Annotated in this window: 20 protein-coding genes; 6 read left to right on the forward strand and 14 right to left on the reverse strand. The window is 69.9% G+C overall.

Going from position 1 to position 20,045, the window contains the following annotated elements; translation table 11 throughout:
• Position 1 precedes the first annotated feature (1 nt).
• The 5 genes from ABI385_RS10395 (at position 2) to pstB (ending at position 5,118) form a co-directional block, all read left to right on the forward strand.
• Positions 2-982 carry an NUDIX hydrolase gene (locus ABI385_RS10395; RefSeq protein WP_348103678.1) on the forward strand — a complete coding sequence of 327 codons (981 nt, stop codon included), beginning with the start codon at positions 2-4 and terminating at the stop codon, positions 980-982.
• A 210-nt stretch (positions 983-1,192) separates the two neighbouring features.
• Positions 1,193-2,305 carry a phosphate ABC transporter substrate-binding protein PstS gene (gene pstS, locus ABI385_RS10400; RefSeq protein WP_348103679.1) on the forward strand — a complete coding sequence of 371 codons (1,113 nt, stop codon included), beginning with the start codon at positions 1,193-1,195 and terminating at the stop codon, positions 2,303-2,305.
• A gap of 153 nt (positions 2,306-2,458) precedes the next feature.
• Positions 2,459-3,388: a phosphate ABC transporter permease subunit PstC gene (gene pstC, locus ABI385_RS10405; protein WP_348103680.1), complete on the forward strand. Its 930-nt coding sequence runs from the start codon at positions 2,459-2,461 to the stop codon at positions 3,386-3,388.
• The gene (pstA, locus tag ABI385_RS10410) at positions 3,385-4,314 is read left to right on the forward strand and encodes a phosphate ABC transporter permease PstA (RefSeq protein ID WP_348103681.1); all 930 of its coding nucleotides are present in this window, start codon (positions 3,385-3,387) and stop codon (positions 4,312-4,314) included. Before pstC ends, pstA begins: the two co-directional genes overlap by 4 nt.
• Positions 4,315-4,341: 27 nt before the next feature.
• A complete protein-coding gene (gene pstB, locus ABI385_RS10415; RefSeq protein ID WP_348103682.1) occupies positions 4,342-5,118 on the forward strand; it encodes a phosphate ABC transporter ATP-binding protein PstB in 777 nt (258 codons plus the stop codon).
• A 30-nt stretch (positions 5,119-5,148) separates the two neighbouring features.
• Here pstB and ABI385_RS10420 read toward each other — a convergent pair whose 3' ends face one another.
• The 3 genes from ABI385_RS10420 to ABI385_RS10430 form a co-directional block, all read right to left on the reverse strand.
• Positions 5,149-6,141 (reverse strand): inorganic phosphate transporter, encoded by a 993-nt coding sequence (locus tag ABI385_RS10420; protein WP_348103683.1) that lies wholly within the window; start codon positions 6,139-6,141, stop codon positions 5,149-5,151.
• A gap of 6 nt (positions 6,142-6,147) precedes the next feature.
• On the reverse strand, positions 6,148-6,768 hold the full coding sequence (locus ABI385_RS10425; RefSeq protein ID WP_348103684.1) for a DUF47 family protein: 621 nt from the start codon (positions 6,766-6,768) through the stop codon (positions 6,148-6,150).
• A 127-nt stretch (positions 6,769-6,895) separates the two neighbouring features.
• A complete protein-coding gene (locus tag ABI385_RS10430; RefSeq protein WP_348103685.1) occupies positions 6,896-7,054 on the reverse strand; it encodes a hypothetical protein in 159 nt (52 codons plus the stop codon).
• 60 nt (positions 7,055-7,114) lie between these two features.
• Between ABI385_RS10430 and ABI385_RS10435 the strand changes: the two genes are divergently transcribed.
• Complete coding sequence (locus tag ABI385_RS10435; protein WP_348103686.1) at positions 7,115-7,399, forward strand: hypothetical protein; 285 nt, start codon at positions 7,115-7,117, stop codon at positions 7,397-7,399.
• Between the two features lie 226 nt (positions 7,400-7,625).
• Here ABI385_RS10435 and ABI385_RS10440 read toward each other — a convergent pair whose 3' ends face one another.
• The 11 genes from ABI385_RS10440 to ABI385_RS10490 all read right to left on the reverse strand — a co-directional run bounded on the left by ABI385_RS10440 (position 7,626) and on the right by ABI385_RS10490 (position 19,957).
• A complete protein-coding gene (locus ABI385_RS10440) occupies positions 7,626-8,261 on the reverse strand; it encodes a hypothetical protein (RefSeq protein ID WP_407068258.1) in 636 nt (211 codons plus the stop codon).
• Between the two features lie 94 nt (positions 8,262-8,355).
• Positions 8,356-8,583, reverse strand: a complete 228-nt coding sequence (locus ABI385_RS10445; protein WP_348103705.1) for a DUF3072 domain-containing protein — start codon at positions 8,581-8,583, stop codon at positions 8,356-8,358.
• Positions 8,584-8,763: 180 nt separating this feature from the next.
• Positions 8,764-10,155, reverse strand: coding sequence for a S8 family serine peptidase (locus ABI385_RS10450; RefSeq protein ID WP_348103687.1), 1,392 nt, complete (start codon positions 10,153-10,155; stop codon positions 8,764-8,766).
• Between the two features lie 25 nt (positions 10,156-10,180).
• Entirely contained in the window at positions 10,181-11,560 is a 1,380-nt protein-coding gene (gene eccB, locus ABI385_RS10455; protein WP_348103688.1) for a type VII secretion protein EccB, read from the reverse strand.
• A gap of 3 nt (positions 11,561-11,563) precedes the next feature.
• The gene (gene eccD, locus ABI385_RS10460) at positions 11,564-12,922 is read right to left on the reverse strand and encodes a type VII secretion integral membrane protein EccD (RefSeq protein WP_348103689.1); all 1,359 of its coding nucleotides are present in this window, start codon (positions 12,920-12,922) and stop codon (positions 11,564-11,566) included.
• Between the two features lie 133 nt (positions 12,923-13,055).
• Positions 13,056-15,086 (reverse strand): hypothetical protein, encoded by a 2,031-nt coding sequence (locus tag ABI385_RS10465; protein ID WP_348103690.1) that lies wholly within the window; start codon positions 15,084-15,086, stop codon positions 13,056-13,058.
• Positions 15,083-16,591, reverse strand: coding sequence for a S8 family serine peptidase (locus ABI385_RS10470; protein WP_348103691.1), 1,509 nt, complete (start codon positions 16,589-16,591; stop codon positions 15,083-15,085). The genes ABI385_RS10465 and ABI385_RS10470 overlap by 4 nt, the downstream gene beginning before the upstream one ends.
• 21 nt (positions 16,592-16,612) lie before the next feature.
• Positions 16,613-17,083, reverse strand: coding sequence for a hypothetical protein (locus ABI385_RS10475; protein WP_348103692.1), 471 nt, complete (start codon positions 17,081-17,083; stop codon positions 16,613-16,615).
• A 227-nt stretch (positions 17,084-17,310) separates the two neighbouring features.
• Positions 17,311-17,622, reverse strand: a complete 312-nt coding sequence (locus ABI385_RS10480; protein ID WP_348103693.1) for a hypothetical protein — start codon at positions 17,620-17,622, stop codon at positions 17,311-17,313.
• Positions 17,623-17,652: 30 nt separating this feature from the next.
• On the reverse strand, positions 17,653-17,979 hold the full coding sequence (locus ABI385_RS10485; RefSeq protein WP_348103694.1) for a hypothetical protein: 327 nt from the start codon (positions 17,977-17,979) through the stop codon (positions 17,653-17,655).
• Between the two features lie 292 nt (positions 17,980-18,271).
• Entirely contained in the window at positions 18,272-19,957 is a 1,686-nt protein-coding gene (locus ABI385_RS10490; RefSeq protein ID WP_348103695.1) for a hypothetical protein, read from the reverse strand.
• Between the last annotated feature and the right edge of the window lie 88 nt (positions 19,958-20,045).

A 20,045-nucleotide genomic window follows, 5' to 3' on the forward strand; every position in this document is an offset into this window, starting at 1 on the left:
CGTGGCCCCACTCAGCAGCCCTCACGACACGGTCGTCCCGGCGGCCGGCACCGTTCCGTGGCGTCGTCGTCGCGGCCACCTCGAGGTTGCCCTGGTGCACCGAGCGAAGTACGACGACTGGTCCTGGGCCAAGGGCAAGCTCGACCCGGGTGAGGACTGGCCCGTAGCGGCTGCCCGAGAGACGTTGGAGGAGACCGGATTTCGAGTCCGCCTCGGTATGCCGCTCCCACCGGTGAGCTACACGGTGCTCGACCGCACGGGGCAGCCGGCGTCGAAGCAGGTCCGCTACTGGGCCTCGGAGGTCATCGGCGGTTCGGGCCGTCTGGAGAACGAGATCGACGAGGTCGCCTGGTTGGAGGTGGCCGCGGCTCACGACCGCCTCGACTACGCCCGCGACCGTGAGCAGCTGAGGGGCGTGGTCCGGGCGGACGCGTCCGGGCGGCTCACGACCTGGCCGCTCTGCCTGATCCGGCACGCGCATGCCAGGTCGCGCTCCGCGTGGCACGGTGACGACCGCATTCGACCGCTCGACACCCGCGGCGCCGCGGTGGCGGAGGCGATCGTGCCCCTGCTCGCGGCATACGGGGTGACGCGCTTGGTCTCGTCGAGCTCGGCCCGGTGCGCCGCCACGCTGCGCCCTTATGCTGCCACCGCCGGACTGCCCGTGAAGCTCAAGGACGGCCTGTCCGAGGAAGGTTTCACCGCCGACCCGGGCCGCAGCCTCCACCACCTCGAGCGGGTCCTCGAACGGGGCGCGGCCGCCGCCGCGTGCAGCCACGGGCCGCTCCTGCCCAGCCTGCTCGAGTGCCTGCGCGACCGGGTCGACCTCGCGGCCGACGGCGGCCCGGAGGCCGACCATGCGTTGCGTGCTGCTGCCGACGAGGCGATGGCCAAGGGCGAGGTGCTGGTCTGTCACGTCGTCGGGACCGGAGCCGGTCCTGGAGGGGCGCGGGTGGTCGCCGTGGAACGTCACCAGCCCTGAGCCGTACCAGCTCTTGAGGTGCCGGTCCTCTGCACGGAAACCGCGTGGTCCCAAGCCTTTGGGCCCCGTTCACCCGTCGTTAACCCAGCAGGGACGTCCCGTCATCCGAGGGCTCTACCGTGCGGTCTGGGACGAGCCGCCGGGGGCGGTGACAGTCCCCGCCCTGATGGGCGACCCAGACCCCGATGTGAGACAAAGAGGACGAATCTCGTGCGACTCATCCGTACCAGCGCTATCGGCGCCGTCGCCCTGACCGGCGCCCTGGCCTTTTCCGCCTGCGGCAGCGCCAGCAACACCGACGCCCCGGCCGCCGGTAGCGGCGCCGCCACCAGCACCAGCGCGACCAGCTGCTTCTCCGGTTCGCTGTCTGCGGCCGGTTCAACCGCCCAGCAGAACGCGTTCCAGCAGGCCACCTCGGCATACCAAGGCATCTGCCCAGAGGCCAAGGTGTCCTACAACGGGACCGGGTCCGGCGCGGGCATCACCTCGTTCCTCGCGAACCAGATCGACTTCGCCGGCTCGGACTCCGCGCTCAACGCCGACAAGGGCGAGCCGGACAAGGCCAAGGCCTCCTGCGGCTCCGAGGCCTGGAACCTGCCCATGGTGACCGGCCCGATCGCCGTCTCCTACAACCTCAAAGGCGTCGACAAGCTCGTCCTGACCCCGGATCTGATCGCGAAGATCTTCTCGGGCCAGATCACGGCGTGGAACGACCCGGCGATCGCGGCTAAGAACAGCGGCGCAACCTTGCCGACCACCCCCATCTCGGTGTTCTTCCGGTCCGACTCTTCGGGCACCACGGACAACTTCACCAACTTCATGCACACGGTCGCCCCCTCCGGCTGGACCGCCCCGCATGACAAGACCTGGAAGGGTGGCGTCGGGCAGGGCAAGGCCCAGAGTGCCGGCGTGTCCCAGGCGCTCGCTGCGACGGACGGCGGCATCACCTACGTCGAGTGGTCGTTCGCCATCCAGAACAAGCTGTCGATGGCCCAGATCGACTCCGGTTCGGGGCCGGTCGAGCTGACCGCCGAATCCGCGGCCGCTGCGGTCGGCGCCGCCAAGGTTGCCGGCACGGGCAACGACCTGGCCCTCAAGATCGACTACGCGACCAAGGCGTCCGGCGCCTACCCGATCATCCTGGTGACCTACGAGATCGTCTGCTCGAAGTACACCGACGCCGCCAAGGGCACCAAGGTGAAGGCGTTCCTGACCTTCCTCTCCTCGCACGCGTTCCAGAGCACCCTGACCAAGGTCGGCTCGGCCCCGCTTCCCAAGGAGATCCAGTCCAAGGTGCAGACCGCTGTCGCGGCCATCTCCTGACCACTCACCACCCTCTCCCGGTCGGCGGCACTCACGTCCGTCGACCGGGAGTCGTGATCGGAGCCTAGGTCGATGACCTCGATATCCGGGAGATTTGTCACCGAAGAGCTCCCTTCGCCAGGCCAGCACCACAGCGGCCTGGGAGACGGGGCCGTGTCCACCCAGCGCGCGGACCGGATCTTCCGGTGGCTGATGACCGGCTCCGGACTGCTGGTGGTCGCCATGGTCGTGCTCATCGCGATTTTTCTCGTCACGCAGGCGATCCCGGCCCTGCTCGCCAACAGCGCGAACTTTGTTACCTCGCGCGACTGGGTCACCGCCCAGCCGATGAGCTTCGGCATCCTGCAGCTGCTGTGGACCACGGTGTCGACATCCGTCGTCGCACTGGTCGTGGCGGTTCCCGTGTCGATCTGCGTCGCCCTGTTCATCACGCAGTACGCGCCGACGTGGCTCGCCAAGCCCGCGGCCGCTCTGGTCGACCTGCTCGCGGCTGTCCCGTCGATCATCTACGGACTCTGGGGCGCCTACGTGGTTGCCCCTCAGTTCGTCCCCATTCAGAATTGGATGGGGACCTGGCTCGGCTGGATCCCGTTCTTCCGGCCCGTTGGCACGGTCACCGGTGGGACGACGATCTTCCTCATCGGTCTGGTCCTGTCGGTGATGGTCCTGCCCATCGTCACGGCGATCACCCGTGAGGTGTTCGCCCAGGCTCCGCGTGCACATCAGGAGGCCGCGTTGGCTCTCGGGGCGACGAAGTGGGAGACGATCCGCATCGCAGTCCTGCCCTTTGGGCGCGCCGGGATCATCAGCGCCTCGATGCTCGGCCTCGGACGCGCACTGGGAGAGACCATCGCCGTGCTCCTCATCCTCTCCGCACTCCCCGGTGGCACAGAGTGGACGTGGTCGCTGTTCAACGGCGGCGAGACGTTCGCCTCGAAGATCGCCGCCGACGCGGCCGAGCTCACCCCGGGCCTCGGCACCGGCGCCTACATCGCCGCGGGGCTCGTCCTGTTCATCCTCACCTTCGTCGTCAACGCGGCGGCCCGAGTCGTCATCGCTCGCAGAGCGGCGTTCTCCGAATGAGCACGTCCAACGAGGCCGTGGCCGCCCCGCGCGTGGCGGTCCCCAGCCTGGCGGCACACCGCTCGGCGAGCCGCACGACCACAAACACGGTCGCTGCGGTCGTCATGTGGTCCTCATTCTTTCTTGCCCTCGTGCCCCTCGTCTGGATCATGTGGACGGTCGTGTCCAAGGGCTTCACCGTCATGTTGTCCGCGACCTGGTGGCTCAAGGACCAGTCCGGGGTCGGCGCCGCAGGCTTCGACGACAGCATCCGCGGAATGCGGCACGCCCTCGTCGGCACCCTCACCATGGCGGCGATCACCTCGATCATCGCGATCCCCATCGCAATCGCGACCGCGGTCTACCTCATCGAGTACGGCCGCGGCCGGCTGACGAAGGTGGTCAGCTTCATGGTCGACATCCTCAGCGGGGTGCCCTCCATCGTCGCGGCCCTGTTCATCTACGCCGTGTGGGTGACGACGTTCGGGCTCCAGCTGATCCCCCTGTGCGCGAGCCTCGCCCTCGTCCTGCTGATGATCCCCGTCGTCACCCGTTCGACCGAGGAGATGCTCAGGCTCGTCCCCAACGAGCTGCGTGAGGCGTCATATGCGTTGGGCGTCCCCAAGTGGAAGACCATCCTGCATATCGTCATCCCCACCGCCCGTTCGGGCATCATCACCGGTGGTCTGCTGGGGTTCGCCAGGGTGGCCGGCGAGACCGCTCCGTTGCTGCTCCTTGCCGCCTACACCCAGTACCTGAACCAGAACCCCTTCAGCGGCAATATGGCCGCTCTCCCGACCCTGATCAACACCAACGTCCGGTTCATGAGCGGTGACACGGTCAGCGCGCAGCGCGTGTGGGGCGCGGCGTGCACGCTGATCCTGATCGTGCTCGTCATCAACCTGATCGGCCGCTTCGTGGCCAGCTTTGCCCGAGTGAAGAACTGACCGCCCCCGAAAGGCACGGCAACATCAATGGCCAAGCGCATCGACGTCAAGGATCTCGACGTCTACTACCGCGAGTTCAAGGCAGTCGAGGGCGTCACGATGACCATCGAGCCGCGCACCGTCACGGCCTTCATCGGGCCGTCGGGCTGCGGCAAGTCGACGTTCCTGCGCACCTTGAACCGGATGCACGAGGTCATCCCCGGAGCGCGGGTCGAGGGGAGCGTCATGCTCGACGACATGGACCTGTATGCCCCGTCGGTCGACCCGGTGTCCGTGCGCCGCACGGTGGGCATGGTCTTCCAGCGTCCCAACCCGTTCCCGACCATGTCGATCTACGACAACGTGGTCGCCGGCCTACGGCTCGGGGGGCTGAAGAACAAGAAGCAGCTCGACGAGGCGGCCGAGAAGTCCCTCAAGGGCGCCAACCTGTGGAACGAGGTCAAGGACCGCCTCGCCAAGCCGGGTGCGGGCCTGTCCGGTGGCCAGCAGCAGCGGCTGTGCATCGCACGGGCGATTGCGGTGCGTCCTCAGGTTCTGCTGATGGACGAGCCGTGCTCAGCCCTGGACCCCATCTCCACGCTGGCCATCGAGGACCTGGTGTCCGAGCTCAAGGCGGACTACACGATCGTCATCGTCACCCACAACATGCAGCAGGCGTCCCGGGTCTCCGACCGGACGGCGTTCTTCAACCTTGCTGCGACCGGCAAACCCGGCAAGCTCGTCGAGATCGACACGACCCAGAACATCTTCAGCAACCCGACCGAACAAGCAACTGAGGACTACATCAGCGGCCGCTTCGGCTGACCCGATCGCCTGTGTGTCGGTCAGTGCGCATCAGTGCACGAGGAGCGAGACCCAGTACGTCACGGCCGCGGCCAGACCCGCGCCCGGCATGGTGAGCACCCAGCCAGCCACGATCGATCCGGCGACGCTCCACCGGACGGCTGACAGCCGCTTGGTGGCGCCGACCCCCATGATGGCCGAGGTGATGGTGTGCGTCGTCGAGATCGGCGCACCGAAGGACAGTCCGGCGACGTAGAGGATGGAGGCAGCCGTCACCTCCGCCGCGAACCCTTGCGGCGGGTCGAGGTGGATGATCCGCCGCCCGAGCGTCCGCATGATCCGCCAGCCACCGGCATACGTGCCGGCGCTGATCACGATCGCCGACAGGACCAGCACCCACAGCGGGACACCGGGTCCGTCGTGGTAGCCCGCGATGGTCAACGCCAGCACCACGACGCCGGCCGTCTTGGCCGCGTCCTGCAGGCCGTGGCCGAAGGCCATCGCTGCTGCGGATGCAGTCTGGGCGTAGCGGAAACCGCGAGAGACCTTGTAGGGGTTGGACTTGCGGAAGCTCCACAGCAGGATGGTCATGACGAGATAACCGAGAACGATCCCCGCGATCGGGGACAGGACCATGGGGATGACGACCTTGTCCAGGACGCCGTCCCACTTCACCCGGGCCGATGCCGCGAGCGCCGCCCCCACGAGGCCGCCGATCAGCGCGTGCGACGAGGACGACGGCAGGCCTTTCCACCAGGTCAGCAGGTTCCACCCGATGGCGCCGACCAGGGCCGCGCCGACCAGCCATAGGCCGTCTGAGCCTTGCGGTGCGTCGATGATCCCGCTCCCCACGGTCTGTGCGACCTTGGTGCCGAAGAACGCGCCCGCGAGGTTGGCCACCGCAGCCATCGCGAGCGCGATGCGTGGGGTCAGGGCGCGCGTCGACACCGAGGTCGCGATCGCGTTGGCGGCGTCGTGAAAGCCGTTCGTGTAGTTGAAGCCCATCGCGACCAAGGTCACGATGGCCACGGGGAGCCATTCCACCTCGGGTCAGCTCTCCTTGACGGCGATGCCTTCGATGGTGTTCGCGACACCCTCGAAGGCGTCGGCCGCAGACTCCAAGGCGGTCACAATGTCCTTCATCTTGAGCACGTGAATGGCGTCGGGGTTCTCGAAGAGGGCGGCCACGAGGCGGCGGTAGTGCTTGTCGGCCTGGTTCTCGAGCCGGTTGATCTCGACCCAGTACTCCGACAGGTCCTGCATCGACCGCAGCCGGGGCATGGCGGTGGCGGTCAGCTCGGCCATCCGGCCGATGATCTCGATCTGCTTGGCGACGCCCTTGGGCAGGTCGGTCACCTTGTAGAGGTCGACCAGGTCGGCGGCCTCCTCCATGTGGTCCATGCAGTCGTCGAGCCGGGACGCCAGGAAGTGGATGTCCTCACGGTCGAACGGGGTGATGAACGAGCTGTTGACGCGGCGGATGATCTCGTGGGTCGCCTCGTCGCCGAGATGCTCGAGGTCGCGCATCCGCTCGACGATGGCCGCTCGACCCTCCGGGTCCTGGACCTCCAGCAGGCCGGTCAGCTCACGAGCCGCCTCGACGAGGTGGCCTGCGGAGACGGCGAAGAGGTCGTAGAAGCTGTCCTCTTTGGGGGTGAGGCGAAACGCCACGTCGGGTACTCCGGTCGGTCGGTCCAAGGCCGGTTCGAGGCCTGGGACAGCCTACGGGTATGCGTCGGCGCGGGGGACCACAAGGGAACTCCCGGTGAACGTGGGTGAACGGGTGTGGGGGCGGAGGTCAGTCTCCGCGTCCCACTCCGAGCAGGCGGTCGATCTCCTGCTGGCTCATCCTTTCGGACGTTGAGGTGGCCGCGACCACGAGCTGGCCCACGAGCTCGATCTCGTCGTAGAGGGCGGCGTCTCGCAGCTCGTCCCCGCCTGGATCCTCACTGACCATGCCCGCAGCGTACGCGCGCACGGTGGAAGGTCCGTCGCCGCGTGGAGCATCATGGGCGCCATGCCCCCCCGATCCACCGGCCTCGGCAAACGTTCCAAGCAGAAGAAGGACAAGCGCACCGCCGACGGATCCGGTTCCGACGAAAACGGGTCGACGCCACCACCCACGATGATGCCGGCGGGTCTCGAGGAGCGCGGGGCGTTCGCGTTCGGCAGCTGTGACCGGTGCGGGTGGCGTGGCCCGGCACGGCGTTCCCGCGAGCGGGCCCGCAAGGACCTGGGCCGGCACATCCAGGACAAGCCCAAGCACGCCGACCACGCCGCGGTGACCCAGTCGCCCACCTGACGCGACACCGAGCTTCGGGGCCACGAGGCCTGCACTGCAGTCAAGAGGACGTCGGGCCGGGAAGCGCCTCACGGCGCGCGGCCGCTCGAAGCGGCGCAAGTTGGGACCCGGGGCTACCACGGCCCGACGCCCGACAAATATAACCCGAATCCCGCGGTCGACGCCTTCCGGTGGTGGATTTCTGCGTGCTGTGGCCCCCGCAGCTGTCGTCACTCGTACGCTGGTGTCAGACCAGGTCGCCCCGCCGCCAGAGAGAGGCGGCGGCTCTGAGGTCCTCGGCCGTGTCGAGCAGGTGGGCGGCGCGGTCGGCCGACTCCTCCCCCTCCGATCGGTCCGCTCGGCCGGCGGCCACGACCCGGCAGAACGACGCGGCGCGTTCGAGGGCGACGGCCAGGTCACCCTGGAAGACCCCGGTCAGGATCGTGTCGATGACCGCGGTCATCTCGGTCGGACCCGGCGGGTCGGCCGCCCCTGCCACGGCATGGTCCACGTCCGCGAACCGCATCCCCGCGGCGTAGTCCGCGCTGGCCTCCTCGGGGGAGCGACGTACCCACTCGCGCAGCACGTAGAGCCGCCACAGCGCTCCGGGTAGGCTGCGCGGCGGTCGGTGCGCCCAGAGATCGGCGACGGTGGACAGCCCGAGCTCCTCGACGAGGCCCACCAGCCGAGCAGTCAGACCCGGGTCGTCGGAGGCCCGTCCGGCGTGAACGAGGACCGCAGCGGTCTCGTGTGCCGCCTCGATCTCGCGCATCGGGTCGACGGACCCCGCGACCGCCTCCAGGGAAGCCGGGGTGAGCAGGTTCGGTCGACGCGGAGTCTGGCGCCGACGGTCACTCGGGTCGTCGGCCGCCCCGCCGTTCACCCCGCCGTCGACCTCGTCATCCACTCGACAGTCCTGCGTCACTCACTCGACAATCCTGCCGCATGACCGGCCGAACAGTGTAGGGACGCGCTCCTCAGGAACCTTCGCCCGCGGTACGCGGGGTGCCCGTGGCGCCCTGCAGGCGGTCGATGTGCTCCGACGCTTCCGCCTTGGTCAGATCTGCCGGGAGCTGCTCACCCGCCCGTCGGGCGAGGGTGTCGAGATAGCTGCGCTGGGCTCCGGTCATCGACTCGTCACCCGTGACCCAGTCGCTGGGGTCCTTGACCGTGTCTGAGGCGAGCCCGGGCTGGTCAGCGCCGATAGTGTCGCTGCCGTCGCTCGTGGAGCTGACCGCGTCGTCGTTGCTGTCGAGCTGCGAGGCGGGCGGCCCGGCGATCTCCTGCGCCGAGGGGGCTGACGGTGCTGACGGTGCTGACGGGGCGGACCCGGTGTCGGTGGGGCTGGTGGCACTCTGCTCTGACTGGTCGCTCATATCTCGACCTTAGGGGCGAGTACCGACATCGGCACCCCGAGACGACGGCTGCCCTGACGGGTGAACTGACGGCTGGCCCGACGGACGATCGTCAGACCTGGGTGGCCGCTCTCCCGGGCTCTCTCCGGCGGGCCGTCGACGCAGCACCTGCACCAGCCGCAGGCCGATGGCGGTCGCCACCGCGAGGAACGCCACCCAGAGTCCGACGCGGCGTGGCCCGGCGTTGGGGTCGGCCCCGATCACGACGGGCCCCACCCCCGCCTGGGGCTGGGGCGTGGGTGGCGCCGCCTGACCGGGCATCGTGGGCCCGGGACGGTTCGAGTCCAGGGTCATCGTGAGCGCGTCATAGGGGGAGACGATCCCCCACCCCAAGGCAGCATCCTTCACGTCGGCGCGCGGTCGCTGGGCGGACGCCTCGATGCGGTACTTCCACAGCCCCGGGCCCTCGTTTGGGTACTTCTGAGCGAGCAGGGCCGCCAGGGCCGCCACCTGCGGAGTCGCGAAGCTCGTCGCCGGCGCGTTCGTGAGCAGGCAGTCACCCACGTGACCGAGCGCGGCGTTGAGGCCGGTCCCGACAGCGGCCGCGGTGATGTGGTCCCCCTGGATGTTGGCGCCCAGGTCGACCGTTCGGTCGGCGGACACCGAGGTGACCGACACGACTCCGGGGAAGGCAGCGGGATAACGCGGTCCGTCCTTGGTGTCCTGGGCCGTCCCCCGGTCTCCGGCACTGGCGACCACGAGCGCGCCCTTGCCCTGCGCATAGGCGACCGCGTCCGCGAGCCCCTGGTCGGGGTTGACGACACTGAGGGAGACGTTGACGACCTTTGCGCCGAGGTCTGCGGCCTGCCGGATCCCTTCGGCGAGCCGGGCCGTGGTGGGCGCGATCGGGGCGAGCCGCTGGTCCCCACCCTGGGGAACCGACTCCACCCCGAAGACCTGGATGGGCAGCAGCATGGCGTCCTTGGCGAGCCCGACCTGGCCCGAACCCTGAACGGCTCTTCCGGCGATGAGGCTGGCGACGGCGGTGCCGTGGCCCGACAGGTCGTTACGACCCGCAGGGTCCGGCGTCCATCCCTCGACTGCGGGAAGCAGCGTCCGTCCGGGCAGGACCGCGGAGTCGGCGGGCAGATGAGCGTTGCCGACGTCGATCCCGGAGTCCACGACGGCGACGATCACACCCTTACCGGTCGCGATCTTCCACACCTCCGTGGGGGCCATGGCGGCAAGCGCGGGCGACTGGTCGGGGACGTAGACCGGCGCGGTACGCGTACCGGTGCAGCTGTCGTCTGCAGCGCTCGCGGGAGCGGGGGCAAGAAGGACCATCGCCCAGCCCAACCCGAGTCCGACGGCAACCGCCGCGGTCCGCCGGACGGCGGGGACGCCGGACCGCCGGCGTCTCACGGCGGCCAGCTCACTGCCCGGCACGTCACTGCCCTGCGTCGAGCTTGGGCGCGCCGACGGCGGCCTCGCTCAGGGCCGGTCCGGCGGTGAACTGGGACACCCAGGACGGGGGGACGATGGCGGGGACGGTGCCTTTGTAGCCCAGGCGAGCCAGCGTCTCGTCGGACGGGTCGGTGATCGTGAAGGACCGACCGGACTGGTCGATCACCGACACCGGGCCGGCGGTGGCCGTCGAGCTGGCCCGGAAGAGGGCGCCACGGCCGGGCGCGACGTAGACCTGCTGACCGTTGGGCGGCTTCACCCACGGTGACTCCGAAGACTGCAGGGCGAGGTGGGTCGTCGCCGCCTTGCCCGCGGTCGTCTGCAGGACGGCGCACGGTATGCCACTTGCCGTCGTCGGGATGGCCTTGGGCCAGTCGGCCGGGACGAAGGTCTTGGTTTCGCTGGGCTGGACGGTGGCCAGCTCGGCGTTCGAGACGCTGACCGCCTTGCCGAGATCACCCGGAGCACTCGCCTGGTAGACCGCGGCGGCGAAGGGGCTGAGCGGGATGGTGCCGTTGCCGACCATCACCGACATGGCATTGGCCTGGTCCTTGTTGACGACCAGCTGACCGGTCGAGGTGATCTTGTTGTCCAGGGTGAGCTGCGGCGGCAGCGGGCTCCCGACGGCCGCCGGGTCGGAGAAGGCGAACCCAGCGAAGCTGAGCTCGGTCCCGGGGTTGAACAGGTCGGCCCAGGTGCCGGCGACCGGCTCCGGGGTCTCGAGCTGACCGAGGTACTGCTTGACGGGGTCGTAGCCGGCGGTCGGGATCCGGTAGCGCCGACCGGCCGACAGCAGGTATCGGACATCCTCACCGCCTCCGGAGATCCGGACCGTCAGGCCGGCCTTGTCGGCGTTCGCGGGCGTTGTGGTGCCGGAGATCGAGGTCACCGCCTTGCTGCCGTCGAAGCACGACACCCACCCGGACTGCAGCAACGAGCTCGCCGGAGGGAGGTCGTCCGGCGCCCCGAGGATGCCCAGCGTGGCCCCGTGCGGGGTCGCGGCGATCTTCTGGTCGTCGACGACGAGGACCTGGAACCCCTTGTCGGAGGGCAGGATCAGGCGAGCGGACGTGGCGTTGAGGACAGGGTGCAGGTTGCCCTTGATGCTGACGAACCGCGCCGCCGAGGACTTGCCGATGACGACGTAGCCGTTGTCCCAGCCGTCAGGGAGGGGCTGTGCGAACAGTCCTGCGACGGCCGCACCGCCGAGCAGCAAGCCACCGAGGGCCAGCCCGGCGACGACCGGCCGCGACCGGGAGACGCTCTCGACCTCGCGCCCGCCGGGTGCCCCGCTGAGGAACGCCGAGACCAGGCGCCGCCGGTTGTACCCGTGCGCCTGGACGAGGTCACGTTTGCTCGCCACGGCTCAGCTCCGCAGGGCGGTGATCAGGCCCAGGCCGATGATGAGCAGGGGGACGAGCAGGAACAAGGCCAGCGCCTCGCAGACGTCCAGCAGCCGACCCTTACGCACCGTCGTCTTGTCCGGGAGGGCCAGCCCGACGAAGATCGCGGCGGCCACGACGCCGACGACGGGTCCGATGACGACGCCCCAGGACGGGTGCTGGACCAGCGCGGTGACGGTGCCGGCGACGATGCCGAGGGCGCCGCTGAGCAGGCCGACCAGCACGTCGCGGGCGAGCAGGAACTGGCGGGTGCGCATCATCTGGACCACGCCGGCGGCCCAGACGACGCCCAGACCCGCCCAACCGAGCTGGACGATGGCCGGCGCGCTGAGGATGAGGACCAGGCCGACGCTGAGCGACAGGCCGAGGACCAGGTCATGGGCCAGGTCGACGCTGCGGGTGACCCGGTCGGAGTCGACCGCGAGGGGATCGCCGAGAATCTCCCCCTCGCTCTGCATCGGCGTCACCATGGTCCGCGACGAGCTGAGCGCGAACCACGGGATGATGCTGCCGAGGATCACCGCCACAACGGCGACGATGGCGATGACGTTGTTGGCGTCGAAGGTGCTGACCAGCAGGATCGAGCCGATAGCCGACGCGGACAGGCCGACGACCAGACCAGGGAGGAACGCCCAGGCGTGGTCGCGCAGCAGCCCCATACTGATGGCTCCGACGAGGGCGAACGCAAGGCCGGCGACGAGCAGTGGCGTATGCCGGATGTCACCGGCGAACGCACTGAGGGCCGCGACGACGGCATAGACGGAGGACGCGACCAGCACGGTCACCGCGGCGCCGAGGTCGATGCGAACCCGGGCGAACACCGCACCAGCAAGCAACAGCAGCACGGAGGCGACGGCAGCGACTACGGTCACGACCAGTCCGCCGCCCCGCTGCAGGACGAGGGCGACGGCACCGAGGGCCAGCAGCAGAGCGGAGATGGCCAGCGTGGTCATCCGCGAGTTGTCGGCGGTCCAGCCCCCACCGAGTCCCTCGACAGAGTCCGCAACGGCCTCGACGACGTCGTCGTAGACCTTCTTCTCCTCGGCCTCGGCACCGGTCACCAGGGTGAGGACCGCTCCGTCGTGCACGCCCTGGGCGAGGAAGCTGGCATCCACGTCGAGAGCCCGGCCCCCCGTCGCGACCAAGGCATAGCCGCCATAGGCCTCGTATGCGTCGAGTGACCCGACGAGCGAGACCACCTCGGGCAGGATCTCGGCAAGCGGAAGCCGCGATGGCAGCACGAGGTCGGTGGTGCGGTCACCGGCGGAGACCGTCAGCCGGACCAGGTCCGCAGACTGGGTGGCCTGGGTGTTCGTCGTCATGCTGTGTACTGCTCCCCTACCCGGCCTGAGACCTGCCGATGAACTCCCATTGACCTGCCCTTAACGCCCACCGACACCAACGCCCACCGAGTGTCCGCTTGAAAGGTGGACGCCCGGAACGGAGTTTATCCGGTCAGCGGATGACGCCGTCCGTGGTTTCACCCTCGTCGATCCAGTCGCTCTCGGTGACGAGCGACAGGTCTGTCGGCGGCCGTTTGCCCTTGTCCTTGCCGCGCCCGGAGCCCGCCCCGCCTCCGGCCACACCGGAGGCGCCTGAACGGGTCCCACCCTTGACACCCGAACCGGCTCGCCCCGCCGCGTTGCGACCGGCCTCGCCTCGAGCCGCGCCGCCGCGAGCCGCACTGCCCCGACCCCCGCTGCTGCGTCCGCCCGTGGCGCCGTTGCCGCCACTGACCACGGAGTTTCCGCGCCCGGAGCCCGCACCCGTCATCGACTCGGCGGACCCAGCCGATCCGGCACGTCCTGCCGCACCAGCCCGACCTGCCGCCATTCCCTCCTCGGTCACCCCACCGGCTCCCGCACGACCACCCGCAGCCCGTCCGCCGGCTCCCGCGACCCGGCCGGCCGCCCCACCGGAGCGACCACCGGCGCCGCGGCCACCGGCGCCGCGGGCTCCAGCGCCCTGGGCGCCACCTTGCCCACCCACGACGGTCGAGCCAGAAGCCCCGCGCGCGCCGGCCACCGAGCCGCGAGCGCCGGCCGAGACCCCGCCGCGTCCGGCACCACCGGAACCGCCAACACCTCCGGCACTACCGACACCTCCGACGGATCGGCCGGTCGCGCCCATGCCGCCGGTGCCGCCGGATCGGCCGGTGCCGCCGGTGCCGCCGATGAGGTTGGTGCCCCCGGAGCCGCCTACCGCACCCGCGCCGCGCACGACACCGCCGGCGACGCCGGCGCGGGACGACCCGCCGAACGTCCCTGCGGCGCCCGTGCCCGGGAGGCCGATCACGCCGGCTGTGCCGGTGCCGCCCATGCGTCCTGCCGTCATGCCCATAGTCCCGGCAGCGATGCCGAGGCCTCCGCCGGCCACACCGGCCGCGCCTCCTGCCCACGAGCCAGCCCCCGAGACGGAACCGAGGGTGCCGCCTGCGCCGGCGCCCGCGCCAGCCCCGCCGACGACCCCGCCGTTGGGCGCGAAGGTACCTGGGCCGCTGGCGACGCCGCCGAGACCACCGCCACTGCCGCCGCCGAGACCACCCACGCCGCCGACGGATGCGCCACTGGTGTTGCCGACCAGGGTGCCGTCCACCGAGGGGGCTTCCGTCGGGAAACCGCCCACGACGCCTGACGTGCCGCCCGCGGGCACGTGGCCCAGCGTATTCGTCGCAGTCGCCCCGACGGGATGGAAACCGGCGCTAGAGACCACCTGACCGGCCGGGCCGGCGTAGCTGCCCGCTCCGGTCGAGCTCACGGTGCCCGCGCTGTTTCCCCCCGAGGCCCCCGAGCCCCCCGAAACCCCCGAGCCCCCCGAGCCACCGGGGCCACCGGAACCGGTGTGGGCGGTCCCAGCGCTGCCGGCGGAGGTCGCTCCGTTGCCGGCCCCCGAGTTGTCGGCGGGGTTCTGCGGGTCCTTCCACACCTCGAGGGAGTTGGCCTGCGCCAGGGCGGCGGACGCGCTGTCCAGCTTTGTCTGGAGAGCGGCGTACTGGACCTGCATGGCCTGTTCGCGCGCCGACGACGCTGAGGTGTAGGTCGTGTTCTGGCGGTTGTACTGCATCTCCTGTTGGATCGCGTCCGTCGGCGTCGCGGTCGACCCCAAGTCCGGGGCCGTGGGCGCGACCGGAGGCGGCTGAGCCTGAGACCAGTACTGCTGCGCCGCGTCCACGGCCTGCTTCGCCGACACGAGGGCTACAGACGTCGACTTGAGCTGTGAGCTCTTCTTCGACAGCGTGGCGGCGAGGTCCTTGGTGGATGCGGCCGCCGCCTGCCCGTCGGGCGAGCTCCACGACTCCTGCAGCTGCGGCACGAGCCGTCCCAGCTGCGCCACGACGACGTCGAGGTTCTGCTTCGCGGTGTCGACGTTGGTGACCGCGTCGTCGATCGAGTATGTCGACGATGTGTAGGCCGCCGTGAAGAGCTGCTGCTCGTTGGGACCGCCGGAGGGGCCGCCGCCGCCGCCGCCATCGGGAGTGAGAATCATGAAGTGTCCTTTCCGGGTCCGACGCCCACGGCTGGTGTCGGGGTGTCGGGAGTATGGATGGTCGGGTGCGCACGTCGGTTCCGCAGGATGAGCAGAACGACTGCGGCGATGATCAGGAGAAGCACAGCCCCCGCGAGGAGCCAGCCGAGCGGGGCGCCGCTGGACCCGCCGACCTCACCCGCGGCGACGACCGGAGGGGTCGCCGAGCCGTTGGTGGCGCTGGGAGCGGAGGCGGTCGAGGGCGGTGTCGAGGAAGCAGTGCCCGAAGGAGGAGGGGTGGGCAGGTGTCCGTTCGCGTCGACCTGCTCCGGGATGAAGGGCGGGACCGGGTTGTCCAGGACGACGTTCTTCATGTCGTAGAACGGCATGACGTCCGGGTAGACGGAAGGGTCGGTCGTCAGGGTGGCCTGGAACGACGTCGCTCCGAACCCGGTGCGCGGAGACCACGGCGGGGCGCCGGCCGTCCGTCGAGCGTTGCGGAGCAGCGAGTAGAGCAGCTGGTTGCTCGTGGCCTTGGGCCACTTCTGCTTCATCAGCGCCAGCTGGCCCGCGACGATCGCGCTCGAACCCGACGTCCCGGACTGGAGCACGTCGGACGTCCACGCGCCGTTCAAGACCGAACCGGCGATGATATCCACCCCTGGGGCCATGACGTGGATGTCGTAGGTCGAGTCGAGCAGCTGGGCAGTAGCCCAGTTCGGCGTCAGACTCGTGGGTGAGTCCGCCGTCGCGTTGCCGTTCTGGTCGATGCCGCCGACGATGAGGAAGCCTGTGGTGTTTGCCGGTTTCATGGGGATGCTGTTCGCCCCACCGTTGCCGGCTCCGATGACGAACATCACGCCCTTGTTGATGGCCCGGTTGACTGCCACTTGGAACTCCCCGAAGCCTACCTGGAGTCCCTGCGGGATCTCCACGATATTGGCGCCGTCGGCAACAACCCGGTCGATGAGCTGCGGCAGAGCCGCAGGGTCGCAGTCGAGGTCCTGGTGCGCAGCCGGGTCGAGGGTGTTGAACAGCGCATACGTCCGCAACGTGGCACCGGGAGCAACCCCCAGCACGCCGGTCCCGTTCGGACCGTTGCCCTTGCCGTTGCCGACCAGCAGCGCGGCCATCGACGTCGTGTGGAACGACGTCTTGCTGAGCGGCACGTCCGGGGTGAGTGGCCCCCACCTCTCCTCCTGCGACTGGCAGTTGGTAGCGGTCGGACGCACGTCCTGACCCTGCAGCTCCGGCACCGAGGTGCTGACCGGACCGTTGAGCAGGGCGATCGTCACACCGGCTCCGGTGATTCCGGCAGCGTGGCGTTCCTTCAGCTTGGTCGCGTCGACCCACCACTGGCCCTTCTGCCAGTCGGTCAGCTGGTCAGCGGGCGCGGCGGGGAGAGCTGCAACCCCGACGCCAGCGCTGGTGTCGGCAGGTGCCGCGATCGCTGCGGGTGCAGACATGCCGAGCAACGCCGCCACCAGGGCGGTGGCGACGCGCAGGGTACTTCGTCGAGCAGACATCAGCGGCGCGCCAGCCGGGCGTCAGTTGCTTCCACCGGTGCCGGAACCATCGCCGGGAGGCGTCGAGGTCCCCGGATTGTCCTGCCCCGTCCCCGAGGGTGGGGGGTCCGCGAGCGTCTGCGTGGCGGGCTGCGGTGCGACGTAGCCCGGGTCACCGGGCTTGATCCCGGTCTGGCCGATCGCGTCGACCCGCTTCTGGTTGTCCGAGGCGAGCTTGGCGTAGTCCGCCTGGGCAGACTCCTGCTTCTTCACCACCGCGTCGACCGACGCATGCAGGTTCGCGTTCAACACGGTGATGGCGGAGTTGACCTCGGCGATGAGCTCGTCGATCACCGACGACGCGGCGTCGAAGACCTGACCGGTCGACTTGCCGGCCGGCGACGTGCCGAACAGGCCCGTGCCCTTGAGCGCGACCAGACTCGTTACGGCCGCCTGGGCCGCTTTGAGGGCCTCGGCCGTGTTCGCGTCGTTCTTCTTTGCCGCCTGGGTCACCCCGTCAGGCGACATGGCTGTGTTGTAGGCCACTTGTCACTCCACCCCTTGTTGGCTCGTCAAGCCGGTCAATTGTCACGGACGATGCGGCAAAGACCAAACCGACCACTGCCTTCCCCCCGCCGGCCCCCCGTCGAACCCCCGTCGACCCCCGCCGGACCCTACTGACAACGGGTGGGCCCGCTCGGCTGAGCGAGCCCGTCCGGTGTCGTCTACTGCGGGCTGTGTCAACCGCTCCACACGTTGTTGGCCAGGTAGTTCTCGGTCGAGGTGGCATCCTGCGCCGCCTGCTGCACGACCGGAGGCATCTTCGCCTGAGCCACGAGCATCTCAGCGAAGATCTTGTCGACGCGCCGCTTGAAGTCGTTGAAGGCCGTGCGTGACGCGGTGCCCTCGCCCCACTCGGCCATCGTGCGCAGCAAGTCCGCGGTGAGCTCCTGGAAGCCTGAGTCGAGCTTCTTGTGCGCGCTGCCGATCTCGGTCGCCATGTTCTCCAGCTCGCCGGAGCTGATGAGGATCTGGTCGCCTGAACCGCCCATGATGTGTTCCCTTCTCCTGAAGTCTGGCCGTCAGGCCTTGGTCGTAGACAGTCGGGCGGCCGCGTTGGTGAACTTGTTCTGCGACTCTTCCTGGCTCTGGTTCGTCTTGGTGTCCTGCGAGACGAGCTTCTCCGCGAAGTTCTCCATGTCCTTCACGATCGCCTCGGCGTCATCGAGCCACCCGCTCACGAGGACGAAGAACGCGTCAGCGCCGGGGCCCTTGTACTTGGGGCGCAGCGCCTGGGAGTGCCCGAGGAGCGTGTTGAGCGTCGCCTGGAACTCGCCTTCCTTGGCTCGAACCTTGCCCGCTGCCGCCTGCTGTGCGCCTGAACGTTGTGCAGTTGTCTGCTGAGCCACGACCCCTCCTCGTTCCCCGGAGTCCGGGGCTTGTGTGGTGTTTCGACGTTCGTCGGCCGGAACTCGTTCCGGTGTGTCGGCGAGGTTCTCCGGTCGGTGATACCCGGCCCAACCTCCTGCTCGACCTGGGGAACACTACCCAGCCGCGGGACAGCCACAAGGGTTTCCCTGCCAGAGCACGCCTTCGACCGGCGATTTGAGTGCGCGTACTCATGCATCCCTGAGCATGCGAGTCACGCCGTGTGGCGGGGAGGGCTCAGCGGGTAACTCAGCGGGCAGCTCAGACGGCAGCTCAGACCAGCAGCCCCATGGCCCGCGCAACCAAGCCGGCCGACCAGAGTGCCAGGGGCAGGGCGCTCACCAGCGCAACCATTTCGAGGAGGTCGGCGATCCGGCCGGCCCACAAGGACCGGTAACCCCCGCCCACCGCAATGGCCAGCGCGGCCGCGACCAGTGCGGCACCCACACCACAGACCGCGACGACCACGGCATCACCCACCGTGAGCGACATCACCCAGGGCACGGTCAGGGCGACGAGGCAGGCAGCGCTCGCCGACCGGAGCACGACCCGGTCCCGTCGGCGGCGGTACCCCCGCGCCGTCAGCGCCAGAGTCGCCATCGTCGCCGTAAGGAGCAGAGCGCTCGAGAGTGGGCTCTCCCGGCGGATCTGGTCGAACAGCACGGCCGAGGCTCCGACCGTCACGACCAGCAGCCCGAGGAGCACCGCCGCCTGTTCGATGCTCGCGACCCGCACCAGGTCTCCGACGGCGCGCTCGTCGATCCTCCAGCCCCGGCGCAGCCGGCGACGGGCCTCGCGCGGCGACCAGCTGGTGACGCTCAGGCGATTGATATCGAGCAGCACGTCGTCGTCGACGTCCACGACCAGGTCGGGGGCCGTGCGTGAGACCAGCGCCACCACCGCGAGGGCAATGGCCGCGACGCCCGCCGCCGAGAGACCGAGCGCGAGCGCTGCCAGGGCGAGCCCCCCGAGCGATGCGCAGAACGCCAACCAGACACGCGGGACATGGCGGTCGGCGCCTCCGGTGGCCCGTCCCGCCAGCGCGACGATCGCCCCCCCCGCGCACCCACCGATGAGCGGCACCATCGGCCCGCTGGCCAGAGCCGAAGCGCCGGCGACACCGCCGACCACCCCGAGGACCGGCGAGACGAGGCATACGACGCGATGCGTGTCTGCCAGCTGGACTACGACGAGCCCCACGACCAGCATGACGACACCGCCGAGCGCGGTCCAGCCGACGGCGTCGCCCGTGACCCTGAGCGACCCCAGTGCTGCCAGCAGCGCCAAGGTGACCGCGATCAGGACGAAACCGCCACGAGTAGCCCGCCGGCGCGCCTGCCGCAGGTCCTGGGTCTTCGCTGGTCCCGGTGCCGGGCGGCGGGGCGTGCGGACGACCGGCGCGGCACCGAGCCTGGCCCTCAGGACCGGTGCCGCCACGTCGGCGACCTCGGCACGGGGCGCTGCTGGCGCCGACCGTTCCAGGGCCCGCCTGCTGGAGCGTCCACCGGGCACGATGTCACCGGAGATGACGACCTGTCTCGTCTCTCCGAAGGTCGGCGTCGGAGCGGCGGCCCGTGACCCCGCACCTGCCTGCAGGGCCGGCGGACCCCCAGTCAGTCCCCCGGTCAGGCCGATGCTGGCACCGTCCGGGTCCTCGGGCTCGTCGCGGCGCACCCGAGGGGTGCTGAGCCGGGTGCGTGCAGGCGCGGTGAGGATCATCGAGCCCGGCGCGACGCGGGCCTGGGTGACGCTCTCACCGAGCGGCAGCGCGACCCCGGCCATCGTCATCGCGACAAGGTCCGAGCCGGGGCTGACCAGCGCGAGGACCTCGGCCACGAGCAGCTGCTCGTCGACGACGATGTCGTAACGACGCGGACCGACCACGACGGTCAGGCAGCGCGTCCCCTCGCCCGGAGAGCGACGGACACCCTCGGACGTCGGGCTCACGACGTCGGTCACGCGACTGCTCCCCCGCCCATTCCCGTGCCTACTCGTACGCGTGCTGCCGAGATCACCGGCCGGCGCACCCCTGCGGGGCGTGATACTC

This window comes from Lapillicoccus sp., from assembly GCF_039935575.1.
In the GTDB taxonomy this organism is placed as follows: Bacteria; Actinomycetota; Actinomycetes; order Actinomycetales; family Dermatophilaceae; genus Lapillicoccus.

Coding starts and splice junctions, on each gene's coding strand:
- pstA (WP_348103681.1), top strand. CDS start 3,385: ATGAGCACGTCCAACGAGGCCGTGGCCGCCCCGCGCGTGGCGGTCCCC.
- pstB (WP_348103682.1), top strand. CDS start 4,342: ATGGCCAAGCGCATCGACGTCAAGGATCTCGACGTCTACTACCGCGAG.
- ABI385_RS10430 (WP_348103685.1), bottom strand. CDS start 7,054: ATGGTCAGTGAGGATCCAGGCGGGGACGAGCTGCGAGACGCCGCCCTC.
- ABI385_RS10435 (WP_348103686.1), top strand. CDS start 7,115: ATGCCCCCCCGATCCACCGGCCTCGGCAAACGTTCCAAGCAGAAGAAG.
- eccD (WP_348103689.1), bottom strand. CDS start 12,922: ATGACGACGAACACCCAGGCCACCCAGTCTGCGGACCTGGTCCGGCTG.
- ABI385_RS10465 (WP_348103690.1), bottom strand. CDS start 15,086: ATGATTCTCACTCCCGATGGCGGCGGCGGCGGCGGCCCCTCCGGCGGT.
- ABI385_RS10470 (WP_348103691.1), bottom strand. CDS start 16,591: ATGTCTGCTCGACGAAGTACCCTGCGCGTCGCCACCGCCCTGGTGGCG.
- ABI385_RS10480 (WP_348103693.1), bottom strand. CDS start 17,622: ATGGGCGGTTCAGGCGACCAGATCCTCATCAGCTCCGGCGAGCTGGAG.